The organism is Grimontia sedimenti (assembly GCF_011045095.1).
Taxonomy (GTDB): Bacteria; Pseudomonadota; Gammaproteobacteria; order Enterobacterales; family Vibrionaceae; genus Enterovibrio; species Enterovibrio sedimenti.
Window position 1 is genome coordinate 401,223 of sequence record NZ_JAALDL010000001.1, and the last position, 13,024, is coordinate 414,246.

Sequence of the window (13,024 nt, forward strand, 5' to 3'; positions counted from 1 at the left end):
CTAGGATGAGCAGATATTTACTACGATTGGTATCAGATACCGCAGACAAACAAAAAGCGCTCATCAAGAGCGCTTTTGTGTTGTTAAGGACGAGTTTATTCGTCGTCGTAAATAGTCGGGATTGGCTGGCGTTTGTGCTGTGTGGCATTGTAGATAGCTACCAAACGATCTTTCACGCGATCTTCAACAGCTTTGCCTTCCAGAAAATCATCAATTTCGTCGTAAGTCAGTTGAAGTGCATCTTCATCTGCTTTCTGTGGTGACAGCTCTTCGAGGTCTGCTGTAGGGGTTTTCACAACAAGAAGTTCAGGTGCACCCATGTGCGCAGCAAGTTGGCGGACCTGACGCTTGCTCAAACCAAACAGTGGCGCCAAATCGCATGCACCGTCACCAAATTTTGTGTAGAAGCCGGTGATGTTTTCGGCGGAATGGTCGGTACCTAGCACCAAGCCGCCAACCATGCCTGCGATTTCGTACTGTGCGACCATACGAGCACGTGCTTTTACATTACCCTTAACGAAATCGACCTTGGCATTGTCTGTTGGAATCAAACCGGTGCCGTCCAGCGCGGTCAGTGTTGAAGCATGCAGGCCATCAACACCATCTTTAATGTTCACGCTGACAGAGTGTGTGGGTTGGATAAAGCTTAGTGCCAATTGGGCTTCATCTTCATCCTTCTGAACACCGTAAGGTAAACGCACAGCAATGAACTGATAATCAGATGAACCTGTTTCTTCATTCAGTTGTTCAACGGCTAATTGTGCTAGACGACCACATGTAGAAGAGTCGACGCCGCCACTGATGCCCAAAACCAAAGATTTTGTACCAGAGGCTTTCAAACGGTTTTTAATGAAGTTGATACGGCGCTGAACTTCAAATTCAGCATCGATTGTTGGCAATACTCGCATTTCTTCGCGGATAGCTTGTTCCATTTCAAGACAGACCCTTGTGACATGTTTCGTTTATTCTGCAACATCCTACGCGCAAAATCATGATCATTCTTACCTCAAGCTTCGCTTAGCGAAGATTTCCCCGTTTTAGGGCGTGAGTCATGTGTTCTTCTCACCAAAATGATGCAAAAACAGGCTCGGTAGATGGTTTCTTGTTCATCCAATCTCGATTTCGCTGCAAATAGATTGAAGGGGGCTGATTGAATCGGTTATCAATAGAGAATGGATGCAGAACAATACAAGAAGAAATGAGTAAAACGGAATTACGGCAAAACATTGCCATCTTTGGCAGCGCATTTAACCCACCTAGTTTGGGGCACCTGAGCGTTGTTCAACGTCTCAGCCATTTCGATCGCGTTTTATTAGTGCCAAGTTATGCCCATGCATGGGGTAAACAAATGGCGGATTTTTCTAAGCGCTGTGAATGGGTCAGTGATTTTATTGATGACTCAAACTGTGAAAATTTAACGCTTTACCGAGAAGAAGAAACCTTGTGCGCAGAAGAATCTGTGACTACCTGGGCTTTGCTTAACCATATTCAGCAGCAACATCCCAATTCTGATCTCACCTTCGTACTTGGGCCTGATAATCTTTTAAACTTCTCCAAGTTCCACAAATCGGCAGAGATTTTGCAAAGATGGAACGTACTTGCTTGTCCTGAGAGTCTACCCGTCAGGAGTACGACGATCAGGGAGCGATTGCTGGCAGGGGAATCCATTGATGACCTGACCACGCCAGCACTGGCTAACAAATTGAGGTCTGAAGACTTCAGCCAATTATAAGAAACAATGACTTTATCGGCGCAGATTTTTTGATATAGCCTTGAGCGAAATCCCGACGCGATAGGCAATTTGGAGGCGCACGATAAAGCAAGGGAAGATGCATACTCATGATTTCTATATTGATACCAAAATTGATGGCGGCTGCTTTTATTGTTACGCCGTCATTTGTTTCGGCTGCTTTTATTGAATCCGGCAATGCCATTGATGATGTAGATGTCGTTGAATCCATCAACTTTTCACAATCGCAAAATCGCAGCGTGATTGAATGGCAGGTGGAAGATCAGGTAATACCAACTATCTGGGACAGCTGGAAGCATGACTGGAACATACCACACTTCCTTTCCACACAAACGGGAGCCTCGTACTACGGATTTGGTGTTTGGAAACCGGAAGAGTACCAAAAGCAAAGCTTTACTGAGATTGGAATGGAAGATTGGATTTTAAACCACGGTTTGAACTTCAGTTTTACCACCGAATCTAATAACAGCGATACCCGGTATCGGTTGGATATGCGATGGCATGAAGACACCAATACCGAGTTTCTACTGCAAATGCAGGTGCCAATTAAATAGCACCAACCGTTCTTTCTATCAGCAGCATCAGTTCCTTTTCAGACATTGATGCTTGCTGTGCAATGTTTGTCAGTTTCTGGCCCGACTTCATTTTCTTTACGCAGTCTCTGACTTTCAGTTGTAGTTCAATCTGATCTTCACTAAAGCCCGTACATTCCAAAACTTCACTACGCTTGAGTCGTTCGCTGCCATCAAGGCGGGCTATGGCATCTGCTAACTGCGATGTCTTGGTATCGTAGTTGTCATCCGGTGTTACTGAAGCGAAGTAATCGCGCGCGCAGCGCAGCAACCTGCCATATCCACCATCCCAGCTATTGTCGACCGTTTGCCTCAGTTGCTCCGCAATACCCGCTACCAACAAAGATGGCAAAACGTAACCAGCTGAACTAGGCATTGATACTGTAGATCGAACAGAGAAATTAAAAGAAGAAATCACGGAGTTTTGTAATACGGTGACCGCACTCAGGCAACCGGAAGGTAGCCAGAAGCCTTGCCCCTTACAAACAGGAAGTTCTAGTTTGCCCAGGCGGATCAAAACCAAACCTTGGTGAACCAAAATATAGGAGGACTGAGGCTGTTTTTTTCGAGGGCCGACATTTAGGTAGTCGGTTTTTTGGTAAAAATATTCTACGGCTTGCTTCATGTTAACTTTCTCTCATTGCGAGGCGCACATAGTGTTGGGTTTTCAAAATGAGATCAAGCAAAGAGAGGGTTTAGTCGTGTTCTGTTGCCCAAAAATCCTCTGCATTGTTACAATCATTAGCAATGCAAGTGAGGTAAGACCTCCAACCTCTGTATAATGCCGATTAAAACAATGTTCGAAATCCTATATCCGCGTAAAATGGCGCGGTTTTTATCGGAGCAAGTAGAATCACGTGCAACAAACTAACGATCCTTTCTTAGAAATTCGTCCATACAATGACGATGAAGTGCCTGGTGCGATTGATCGTCTGATCGAAGATGAAGAATTCATCTCAGCCATTTTAAAGTACCGCTTTCCACAGTTTTCTGGCATAGCAGGTTGGCTCCTTAAGCCAATCTTGAAGCGATACCTACATTCCAAGTGGAATAAAATCAAAACTGTTCGCGACGTTCAGCTTCATATCGCCACATACATGGACTCAATGATCAAAAGCACGTCAGAAGGTTTGACGACAAGTGGTTTGGACAAATTGGATCCTAACAACAGCTATTTGTTTGTTTCTAATCACCGCGATATAGCGATGGACCCAGCGATGGTCAACTGGTGTCTGCATGAGAATCAGTTTGATACGGTTCGCATCGCCATTGGTGACAACCTGCTTAAAAAACCTTGCGCAACTGAACTGATGAAACTGAATAAGAGTTTTATCGTTAAGCGCTCTGCGAAAGGCCCAAGAGAAATGATGAAAGCTTTGGGTCAACTGTCTGCTTACATCAAAGCCTCTTTGGATGAAAAGCAGTCTATTTGGATTGCGCAGAGAGAAGGTCGTGCGAAAGACGGCAACGATAAGACAGATCCTGCGATTTTGAAAATGTTCTTCATGGAAGGGCGTCGTCAGAAAATTGAATTCGCTGAGTATGTGGCTTCGCTGCGTATAGTTCCGGTGACAATCTCTTACGAAAACGATCCATGTGATGCAGCAAAAGCGAACGAACTTTACCGCAAGCAGCAAGAAGGTGGATACGAAAAAGGTGAGTTTGAAGATATCGAAAGCATCGTTCAAGGCATTGTTGGCCAGAAACGCAGAATCCATGTCGCGTTTGGTGACGTGATTGGTAACGAGTTCGATTCACCTGAAGCGCTGGCTGCAGAAATTGATCGACAGATTTATCAAAACTATCACTTGTTCCCAGCAAACTACATTGCTGCGGGCAGAGAGCACAGTTCAATCACCGATAGTGACCGCGCCCAGTTTGATAGCAAGCTATCTTCATTGCCAGAAGGGGTTGCTCAGATCGTCAAGGCAATGTACGCCATGCCAACCGACAAAAAAGCTGACGCATAATATTGATTTATCGATTGAAAAGAGGATGTGACAATGTCACATCCTCTTTTCTTTATCTGCTTAAACGACCCGAATATTTTCCGAAAGGAAGTCTACAAAGTGTCTAACTTTAGGTGCTAAATACTCTCGGCGTGGGTATACGGCATAAACAGGCAGCTTCAATGTCGGCTTCCAATCCTCCATTAATACCTTTAGTTCACCGTTTTCAATTTCACCATCTAATAGATAAGTTGCGATATAAGCGATGCCTACGCCTGATTTGGCTGCTTCCAAAACCGCTGGGGCATTGTTGATACGGTAAGATCCTCTGACAGTCACTGATTGCTCGCTACCATCTCGTTGAAATAGCCACTGATCATAGGTGCGTTGAACGCTTTGATAAGTTATGCAATTGCGTTCGCGAAGGTCTGATGGGTGTTTGGGTGAACCGTTTGCCTCAATGTATGCCGGTGAGGCGACCAACTTAAACTGGCAGTCGCCCAGTTTTCTAGCGACCATTCCTTCTGGTGGTGCTTCATGAATCGCCAGCCAACAATCAAATCCATCTTCAACAAGGTTTGGACGGTGATCGAATAAATGTACTTCCAACTCGAGGGCAGGAAACTGTGCTTGAAATGCTGAGAGCAATTTTGTGATTTGAGCATTACCAAATGACTGAGCAACACCAACCTTTAATCTTCCAGAAACCTCATTTCTAAAACCAGCAACCATGGCTTCAGCGTCTTGCATGGTCTCGACAATCTGGCGCCCGAAGGCTGCATATTGTTCGCCGGCTTCGGTTAGGGCAACAGAGCGGGTATTTCTTTGAACCAACTGAACACCTAATCGTTCTTCTAGATAGCGAATTTGCTTACTGACTTGAGACTTGGAAATACCAAGGTACTCGGCAGCACGGGTGAAGTGCTGTTCATGCGCCACAGTCGCCAGGACCACAATTTGCTGAAGGTTATCTAACATATGGAATTTTCGTTAGTTATCGAGAGGAGGATAGCGTATCACATCTCTTTCAAATTCATTGAGTGACGTTGTCACAAAAAGTAAAACTCCTTTATTTAAATTTGAAGTTAGTAGGTCTCTGCCAACATTCCTTCAATTGGGAGAAGAGAGGCATGAAAAACATTTTTCTGAGCTGTTGTCATCAAAGATTCATTCAACCAAAAGGCTAGAAGATGCTGCGTAAGGATTGTGTTCAAAGATCCGCACTCTAGTGCTCAATCTGCCCAAATCAGATTCCAGATCGCGTTCTGAAAGGGATTTACGAAATTGAGTTGATAGCCAAACTCTTGGTTTTGATTTCAATAAGACTCTTTATAACAATGTCTTACATGCTTTGTTTTCAAATGGAAACAATGTGAACTCATGTAAGTGAGCACTAACATACATTTGTTGTAAATCTACAGATCTAGAGGATCTTTCTTCGTTACTTTGAATAGATGGTGAACATGACTAAATAGAAAATTAATCAAATCGATATGAAGGATTGATAAGAATTGTTTCTATTCATGGGGCATGAGATTTAAAATTGCGGGAGAAATTCAGGTATTTGATGTGAAACTCATCAATGGCCTGGTTCATTAAGGAGGTTTGTTTTCGGATGTTAGAAGTACTGTTTCGTTTCTTTGTGCTGGGATGCATGAGCTTTGGTGGTCCTGTCGCTCATATTGGCTATTTTCAAAGAGAGTTTGTTGAAAAACGTAAGTGGATTGAAGAAGAAAAGTTTTCGATGGCGTTAAGCCTATGTCAGTTCTTACCTGGGCCTGCAAGCAGTCAGCTAGGGATGTTTATTGGCTATCATCGTGCGGGCTACATTGGGGCAATTGCCGCTTTTATTGGCTTTACCTTCCCATCTTTTGCCTTATTGACGGCAGCGGCTATGTACAGCGCGAGCCTAGGGGAGTCTTCAACGTTGGCATTACTTATCTCTGCTGCAAAGCTGCTAGCAGTCGTAGTAGTCGCTGATGCTATTTGGACGATGGCACGAAAGTTTATCAGTGACGCTGTCACATTTGTTGTTTGTGTGGCTTCTGCTAGTTGGATCCTTTGGCAGTCTGGCCTCGTAGCTCAGCTGATGCCAATACTTATCGCTGGTATTCTTGGTTGGTTGTTTATTCGTAAACCAGAAGTAGCGACTGAAGCCAAAGAGCCAACAGGTATTAAGCAAACAGCCATTCTTTTCGGCGTGTTTGCTGCGCTATTAGTACTTCCAGCTCTGAGTAGCGCACCGGTTATCAGCTTGTTTAATCACTTCTATCAAGCTGGCAGCTTTGTATTTGGTGGTGGTCACGTTGTACTTCCTCTATTGCAACCTTTGATTGGCGACTCGGTTTCTGGCGATGCTTTGGTTGAAGGTTATGCAGCGGCACAATTGGTTCCGGGTCCTATGTTTACCATTGCTAGCTACATTGGTGCTTCAATGGAAGGGGTCAATCCAATCCTTGGTAGTGCAGTAGCCACCATAGCAATATTCCTTCCAGGGGCATTGCTATTGTTTGCGGCCATTCCTGTTTGGCAGGCTGTGATGAACCACCTTAAGTTTGCAGGTTCTGTAGTACTGATTAATGCGGCAGTGGTAGGTCTTCTGGTTGCAGCATTTTACCAACCAGTTTGGATGTCAGCCGTTCATGGTGTTTCTGATGTCGTGGCAGTCATTGTTGGCTTTGCGGTTCTGCGTAAATTTAACTTGTCAGTATTCTGGCTTCTTGCAGGTATGCTGGTTTACGCCATTGCTAAGAGCATGATGTAACACTAAATTGGCCACTCATTCTTGAGCCCGCAAATGCGGGCTTTTTTGTTTCTTGGGGAACAATCCATTCATCATAACGCACTATAACTAATTATTTTGTGATTTGATGGACAGCATGGGAATGACGTTACTTGATGAATTTTCGTGGATTTTCTTGGGAAGGGACAAAAACAGAACAATTCTCAGCAAAGATATAAAAGCGCCGAAATTTCTCGGCGCTTTGGTAGAACCCTAAAACTCCCACCGCTCAGTCTTTCCTGCTTCTGAGGCATGTTGGGCAAGTTCTAACGCGTAAATACCTTTTACCGCGTCATAAGGGTCGATTGGTGGTGTAGTGCCATTCAAAATGGCGGATGCAAGGCTGGCAAAGAGCTCAGAGTAGCAACCGTGTTCCAATTCGATATCCTTTTCAGTGACGTTGTCACCAATTTCTAGCTTTCCAATATGTTGCTGGCGGCCAAATTCTGAATTTGTTACCGTGACGCCGTCACGTAGTTGTTGTTCCTGAATATCCAAACCGGCGCATGAGAACGTGGCTTTGTCTCCTTGTACGACAAAGCGAGACCCTTTGCCTGAACGGTATGGACTGGAATTCAACACCACTTCTTTGTCAGCGTAATGCAGCGTCATCTTGAAGTAGTCGGTAGCTTGAGATTGTGGACGCATAGCTTTGCAATGAGCGGTGACAGCTAAGGGAGAGCCGAACAAGTGAAGCGCTTGGTCGACTAGATGTGAACCCAAGTCATAAAGAATGCCCGATCCTTCGCCAGCCTGTTCACGCCAGCGCTGGCGAACCTCAGGACGAAAACGGTCGAAGTTCGACTCGAAAACACGAACTTGTCCTAGTTCGTCAGATTCAATCAACGCTTTTACTGTAAGGAAGTCACCATCCCAGCGTCGATTCTGGTAAGGACAAAGAATTTTGCCGCGTTGGTTCGCGATTTTAACCAGCTCCAAGCCTTGTCCGCTGTTTACCACGAAAGGCTTTTCGAGCAACACATGGCAATCCGCTTCCAGTGATTGTTTGGCAAGATCGAAGTGCGTGTGGTTTGGCGTGGTGATAATGACCAAATCCAATTCTGCATCACGAAGCATTTCTTCAATGTTTGAGTAGTACGCCGCGGAGGGGAGCTTCTCTGCCACTAAATCATGATTTGAAGAAACAACCGCGACAGGCTCGAAATCAGGATGAATAGAGAGAAAAGGAAGGTGGAAAGTCTGGGCAGCAAAGCCAAATCCTACGATGCCAGTACGAATCATTTGTCGTTCCTTGTTTTGTGTTCGTTTAGCGCTAGTATACGTGAGCAGATATAAAAAAGCCCTCATCAGAGGGCCGCTTACAGAGTTTGCTAACGTCAAGCCAGTACAACAGGATAATCACCCGTTGGATGAGGCATAACAGAGACGGGCCAGCCGTAAACTTCCTCGATTATTTCAGGCGTCAGCACATCTGTTGGGATGCCATCTGCCGCTATTTTTCCTTTATTTAATATTAAGATACGGTCTGCATACTGTGCAGCGAGGTTGAGATCATGGATCACGGCGATCACCGCCGATCCGGCTTGTGCCATCTTTTTCGCCAAGCTTAAAGTCTTATGTTGGTGGCCAATATCCAGCGCGCTCGTTGGTTCATCCAGCATCAATATGGTGTCTCTTGGCGATTTTGCTGTTTGTGTTAGCACGCGAGCGAGGTGTACGCGCTGCTTCTCGCCCCCGGAAAGGCTTGGGTAAAGCCTGTCAGCAAGGTGAAGTACATCGGTCTTTGCCATGTTTTCAGATGCGATCTCAGTCAGTTCTGCTTGGGATGCACTCAACGCCAGCCCGCCAAGTTCAACCACTTCCCGAGCGGTGAAGGCAAATGTCAGGCTACTGGACTGCGGGAGTATCCCCATTGATGCGGCGAGGTGTTCAGGTTTCCAATCTTTTGCGGATTTTCCATAGAAGCGAAGTTCGCCATTACATGGCCATTCGCGGCTAATCAATTTAAGCAGGCTACTTTTACCGGTTCCGTTTGGTCCAAGAATAATTGTTAGCTCACCCAATTTGAAAGACGTGCTGAAGTTATCCAGTAGAACCTTGTTACCCAGCGTGAGCGACGCATGTCGAATATCAATACCCATTATGCTAAACGACCTTTTTGTTTAAGCAGCAATGCCACGAAGAAAGGCGCCCCTAGAGCCGCTGTGATAATGCCCACCGGGATTTCAAGTGGTGCAACAATGGTACGAGCAACCATGTCTGAAGCCAGTAGTACCAAACCACCTAAAATCGCTGAAACCGGAATCAGAGTGCGGTGGTCTGGGCCAGTCAGCATGCGTCCGATATGGGGAACAACAAGGCCAATAAAACCAATCATGCCGGAAAGGGCAACTGTCACGCCGACGCCTGCAGCAGTGAGAAGGATGAGATTGCGCTTGAGTGATTGGACGTTGATGCCTAGATGACGGGCTTCAGCTTCACCCAGCAGCAAAGCATTTAGAGGTTTTGCGTAGCGTTGGAACAAGAAGCCCAATGCGGCTAATGAAACAAAAGCCAACACAATCGCATCCCATGAAGCGCCTGCTAAAGAGCCCATCGTCCACAGAGAAAGATCACGAAGCTCCTGATCGTCAGCAAAATAGTTTAGAAGCCCCATGCCAGCACCGGCAATTGCGCCAAGCGCAACGCCTGCGAGTAACATGATAGTGACTGAAGTACCATTACTACTGGTGCCCATGTAATAGATGGCAAAGGTCGTTAGCGCACCACCCAAAAAAGCAAATACCGGCACCGTACCCAGCACCAGAAATGCCGTATGGGTAATCACGCCACCAAATAGAACAATCGCAATGGCCGCTCCAAGTGAAGCACCGGCAGACACCCCGATAATACCGGGATCTGCCAATGGGTTTCTGAAAAGCCCCTGCATGACGGTCCCGCACATCGCAAGAATACCGCCTACAGCAATGGCAAGAAGTGTGCGTGGTAAACGGACTTCCTGAATGATCACAGAGACATAGTCAGGAAGGTCCGATTGAACGGGAAGTAGTGCTTTCAAACTGTCTGAGAAGCCGATATTCATAGGCCCCAAAGTAATTGAGCTCACGACAGTGATGTACAACAAGATCGACGAAACGATCATCATCCACCGCGCTGAGACGCGGCTAGTCAGCAAATCATTCATGGAAACGTACTACTCACCAGCTACAATGCGTTTGTTAAGGTCGGTAGCGAGATCTAGGCTCGCCAAACCAAAGCCACCCAGAATTGCGTATCCAGAAATAGGGATTATGTTGTCGTTTTTGAATGCGGGTGTTGCGCTTAACAAAGGCTGCTGCTTTACCATACCTTCAATACCGCCAACCTGCGAAAGGGTGCGTTCGGATACCAGAATGTATTCAGGCTGCATCTCTACGATCGACTCGGTGGACAGCGGCTTGTAGCTGCTGGTTTCTTTGGCTGCAGGGTTCATGCCGCCAGCCAACTCGATCACTGTGTTCACCGTAGTTTCATCACCCGCGACGGTCAGTGGGCGGCCATCAGACATCATCATGAACATCACTGAAGGGCGTTTCTCAGGTGCTGAGGCGTTCAACTTTCCTATTTTATCAGCGACATCCGCTTTAATCTCAGCGCCTTTGTCTTCGGTACCAGTAATTGACGCGACTGAATCCACGCGCTGATTGAAGTCTTCAATGGAAGTGCCTGTTGGCAGCTTTTGAACATCGACTTTTGCCGATTTCAATAGGTTCAACGTGCTTTCCGGCCCCATTTCTGGCGAGCCCACGAGATGGGTAGGGCTTAGTGCTAATAGGCCTTCGGCTGATAATTGGCGATGATAGCCCAGTACGGGAATCTCTCTCCCATCAAGGTAATGGCGGCTGGTTAAATCTACTGCAACCACTTCTTTTTCTGCGCCTAGTGCAAACAAAAGTTCAGTGACGGTTGAGCCGGCGCTGATGATTCTTGCATCCTGGGCGAGCGCCGATGAAGCAAATAAGCCAGTAAAAAGCAGCGCAGCAGCGCCAAGTTTGAAATTCTTTTTCATTGTTCTTCCATCACAATATTGGTGGCGTTGATATTGTTGTTTTGCATGAAGGCGAGGACTTTAAGCATGCTTTCCACATTGGCTTGTTTGTCCGCAGCGATCACCACCGGTTTATCAGGGGCTTGCTGAATAGCTTCCAGAAGCTGTGCCGTAAAGGTTTCCCAGTCGTGAAGAGGTTCACCTTGAAGCGCCCATGAAGGCTCGCCGCTCAACACGTTGATGGCGATGACTTCACGGTTTGGAGATTCCAGAACTTCTGAATCATTGGTTTGGGGAATCGCGATATCCATGGTTTTGATTTGGATGTTTGCCGTAAGCAGCAAAAACACCATCACGATAAAAATAATGTCCAGCAATGGCGTGAGATCCGGTGTGAATGATGTTGGTTCACTTTCTGGTTGAGAGCGGATCATGCGGCGCTTTCCCTCGGTGACTCTGAGCTTGAACCAGCGCAAGGTTTGCAATGCTTCGGACAGTCCGCGCTTTCATCGAATGACACACCGGCGAGATGCAGGTTGAAGTGGTTCAGCACGTATTCAATTTTTGCCAATGTGCGATCTGCCCACAGCGCAAAAACTTGTGATGAAGCAATAGCAGGTAGGGCAATCAGCAAACCCGCTGCTGTTGTAGACATCGCCAATCCCAAGCCATCGGCCAATTCTGCAGGTGAAATACCACCTTGTGTGGCAGAAAGTCCTTTAAACATTTCAATCAGGCCGACAACGGTTCCCAGCAGACCAATCAAAGGACTCAGCACGCCAATAATGTTCAGCAATTTGAGACCTGCAGTGAATTGACGGCGTTTCTTTTGCAGCCAGATAGAAACAGCTTCTTCACGCAAAGATTTAGTGAAATGACGATGATTGATCAGCATGCAGATCCCTTGGGATAGGGTGCTTTTATCCTGTTGATGACGTTCTACATAGGTTTCTAGTTGTTTGTCATTGGTCAGCGAAAGTGAGTAGATCTCTTTTTGCAAAGGTTTGCTGCCCGTTTTTGTGTTCATGATAACGAAAACGATACGCTCAAAAATGAGCATCAACATGAGTGCGGAAAGCAGTGTCAAAGGCCAGGTCATGATGCCCAGTTGAGCGTGGATTGACGTGAAAAATTGTAAGTCGAACATGATTAATCCAAATTAAAACGAACAGGAATTCTTACTCTGTGCGCCAGGGCGACACCATTTTCTTCGTGGCCGTTGAAGCGCCACTTTTTCACTGCATCCATTGCAGCGCCATCAAGCAATTCAAACCCGGAACTTTTTAGTAGGGAGCGATGGGTTTGATGGCCTTCTTCGTCCAGCCAGACTTCTATAAGCACTGTGCCTTCCATCCCTTTACGTTTTGCCATTCTCGGGTACTTAGGTTGGGAAGGGCGGACTTTAAATGTGGGCCTTTCGACCAACATGGGAGAAGATGATTTCGCCTGAGTCATCTGGTTTTCTTCGCTCATCTCCTCAGCAGTTTCTTCCAGTTTTTCCTCAGGTTTTTCTATTGGTTTTTTCGGCGGAAGAGGCTTGCTTTTCTCTTCTTTGCGTTCCTTCTTCGTCACCTTCTCAAGTGGTTTTTTCTTGGTTTCTTTTGGCGGGTTGACCTCTGGTTTCACCTTTTTCTGAGGTTGGACTTCTGCCTTTTTTGGTGGCTCCTTTTTTACCGAAGGAGATTTAACCGGTTTAGGTTCCGGCTTTGTGGTTTCTTGCTGTGGAGGATCTTCGACAGGAGCTGGCTCTGGCTCTTTTGGTACCTGTTTCGTCGACGCAATGAGCTGGATAGCCACACGGTTACCCGTATTGGCATCGTTAATTGTGAATTGAGGCGAGGGCGGTTGAGCCCAAATCGCCAAACTGTGCAGTGCAACTGAAACGACACCACAAACTACGTACCGTCGAGTGTTCACACGTACTCCTGAAGAACTGATTTTAATAAGTGATTAGGTGCATTATGCATGAAATGCTAATGAGAT

General features: G+C 46.2%; 14 protein-coding genes. 4 read left to right on the forward strand and 10 right to left on the reverse strand.

The annotated features are described in order from the left end of the window. Nucleotides 1–95 precede the first annotated feature (95 nt). A complete protein-coding gene (gene nadE / locus G5S52_RS01790) occupies nt 96–932 on the reverse strand; it encodes an NAD(+) synthase (RefSeq protein ID WP_165011529.1) in 837 nt (278 codons plus the stop codon). Nucleotides 933–1,198: 266 nt separating this feature from the next. Between nadE and G5S52_RS01795 the strand changes: the two genes are divergently transcribed. After that, a complete protein-coding gene (locus tag G5S52_RS01795; protein WP_165011530.1) occupies nt 1,199–1,732 on the forward strand; it encodes a nicotinate-nicotinamide nucleotide adenylyltransferase in 534 nt (177 codons plus the stop codon). Nucleotides 1,733–1,839: 107 nt separating this feature from the next. Then, nucleotides 1,840–2,304 (forward strand): hypothetical protein, encoded by a 465-nt coding sequence (locus G5S52_RS01800; RefSeq protein WP_165011531.1) that lies wholly within the window; start codon nt 1,840–1,842, stop codon nt 2,302–2,304. On the opposite strand, the gene G5S52_RS01805 is transcribed toward G5S52_RS01800, so the two are convergent. Further along, nucleotides 2,297–2,947 (reverse strand): hypothetical protein, encoded by a 651-nt coding sequence (locus G5S52_RS01805; protein ID WP_165011532.1) that lies wholly within the window; start codon nt 2,945–2,947, stop codon nt 2,297–2,299. The genes G5S52_RS01800 and G5S52_RS01805 overlap by 8 nt on opposite strands. 232 nt (nt 2,948–3,179) lie before the next feature. On the opposite strand from G5S52_RS01805, the gene G5S52_RS01810 reads away from it, so the two are divergent. Continuing rightward, nucleotides 3,180–4,292 (forward strand): 1-acyl-sn-glycerol-3-phosphate acyltransferase, encoded by a 1,113-nt coding sequence (locus tag G5S52_RS01810; RefSeq protein WP_165011533.1) that lies wholly within the window; start codon nt 3,180–3,182, stop codon nt 4,290–4,292. A gap of 60 nt (nt 4,293–4,352) precedes the next feature. Here the strand turns inward: G5S52_RS01810 and G5S52_RS01815 are convergent, their stop codons facing one another. Then, nucleotides 4,353–5,249, reverse strand: coding sequence for a LysR family transcriptional regulator (locus G5S52_RS01815; RefSeq protein WP_165011534.1), 897 nt, complete (start codon nt 5,247–5,249; stop codon nt 4,353–4,355). Between the two features lie 637 nt (nt 5,250–5,886). Between G5S52_RS01815 and chrA the strand changes: the two genes are divergently transcribed. After that, the gene (gene chrA, locus G5S52_RS01820) at nt 5,887–7,035 is read left to right on the forward strand and encodes a chromate efflux transporter (protein ID WP_165011535.1); all 1,149 of its coding nucleotides are present in this window, start codon (nt 5,887–5,889) and stop codon (nt 7,033–7,035) included. A gap of 231 nt (nt 7,036–7,266) precedes the next feature. Here the strand turns inward: chrA and G5S52_RS01825 are convergent, their stop codons facing one another. The 7 genes from G5S52_RS01825 to G5S52_RS01855 all read right to left on the reverse strand — a co-directional run bounded on the left by G5S52_RS01825 (nt 7,267) and on the right by G5S52_RS01855 (nt 12,838). Next, complete coding sequence (locus G5S52_RS01825) at nt 7,267–8,295, reverse strand: Gfo/Idh/MocA family oxidoreductase (RefSeq protein WP_165011536.1); 1,029 nt, start codon at nt 8,293–8,295, stop codon at nt 7,267–7,269. A 95-nt stretch (nt 8,296–8,390) separates the two neighbouring features. Beyond that, entirely contained in the window at nt 8,391–9,155 is a 765-nt protein-coding gene (locus G5S52_RS01830) for a heme ABC transporter ATP-binding protein (protein WP_165011537.1), read from the reverse strand. Continuing rightward, nucleotides 9,155–10,198, reverse strand: a complete 1,044-nt coding sequence (locus G5S52_RS01835; RefSeq protein WP_165011538.1) for a FecCD family ABC transporter permease — start codon at nt 10,196–10,198, stop codon at nt 9,155–9,157. Before G5S52_RS01835 ends, G5S52_RS01830 begins: the two co-directional genes overlap by 1 nt. A gap of 9 nt (nt 10,199–10,207) precedes the next feature. Then, complete coding sequence (locus G5S52_RS01840) at nt 10,208–11,062, reverse strand: heme/hemin ABC transporter substrate-binding protein (RefSeq protein WP_165011539.1); 855 nt, start codon at nt 11,060–11,062, stop codon at nt 10,208–10,210. Continuing rightward, nucleotides 11,059–11,475, reverse strand: coding sequence for an ExbD/TolR family protein (locus G5S52_RS01845; RefSeq protein WP_165011540.1), 417 nt, complete (start codon nt 11,473–11,475; stop codon nt 11,059–11,061). Before G5S52_RS01845 ends, G5S52_RS01840 begins: the two co-directional genes overlap by 4 nt. Further along, entirely contained in the window at nt 11,472–12,188 is a 717-nt protein-coding gene (locus tag G5S52_RS01850) for a MotA/TolQ/ExbB proton channel family protein (RefSeq protein ID WP_165011541.1), read from the reverse strand. The genes G5S52_RS01845 and G5S52_RS01850 overlap by 4 nt, the downstream gene beginning before the upstream one ends. Nucleotides 12,189–12,190: 2 nt before the next feature. After that, nucleotides 12,191–12,838: an energy transducer TonB gene (locus G5S52_RS01855; protein ID WP_368737436.1), complete on the reverse strand. Its 648-nt coding sequence runs from the start codon at nt 12,836–12,838 to the stop codon at nt 12,191–12,193. Between the last annotated feature and the right edge of the window lie 186 nt (nt 12,839–13,024).

Coding starts and splice junctions, on each gene's coding strand:
- G5S52_RS01825 (WP_165011536.1), bottom strand. CDS start 8,295: ATGATTCGTACTGGCATCGTAGGATTTGGCTTTGCTGCCCAGACTTTC.
- G5S52_RS01850 (WP_165011541.1), bottom strand. CDS start 12,188: ATGTTCGACTTACAATTTTTCACGTCAATCCACGCTCAACTGGGCATC.
- G5S52_RS01830 (WP_165011537.1), bottom strand. CDS start 9,155: ATGGGTATTGATATTCGACATGCGTCGCTCACGCTGGGTAACAAGGTT.
- chrA (WP_165011535.1), top strand. CDS start 5,887: ATGTTAGAAGTACTGTTTCGTTTCTTTGTGCTGGGATGCATGAGCTTT.
- G5S52_RS01805 (WP_165011532.1), bottom strand. CDS start 2,947: ATGAAGCAAGCCGTAGAATATTTTTACCAAAAAACCGACTACCTAAAT.
- G5S52_RS01815 (WP_165011534.1), bottom strand. CDS start 5,249: ATGTTAGATAACCTTCAGCAAATTGTGGTCCTGGCGACTGTGGCGCAT.
- G5S52_RS01845 (WP_165011540.1), bottom strand. CDS start 11,475: ATGATCCGCTCTCAACCAGAAAGTGAACCAACATCATTCACACCGGAT.
- G5S52_RS01840 (WP_165011539.1), bottom strand. CDS start 11,062: ATGAAAAAGAATTTCAAACTTGGCGCTGCTGCGCTGCTTTTTACTGGC.
- G5S52_RS01800 (WP_165011531.1), top strand. CDS start 1,840: ATGATTTCTATATTGATACCAAAATTGATGGCGGCTGCTTTTATTGTT.
- G5S52_RS01795 (WP_165011530.1), top strand. CDS start 1,199: ATGAGTAAAACGGAATTACGGCAAAACATTGCCATCTTTGGCAGCGCA.
- G5S52_RS01835 (WP_165011538.1), bottom strand. CDS start 10,198: ATGAATGATTTGCTGACTAGCCGCGTCTCAGCGCGGTGGATGATGATC.
- nadE (WP_165011529.1), bottom strand. CDS start 932: ATGGAACAAGCTATCCGCGAAGAAATGCGAGTATTGCCAACAATCGAT.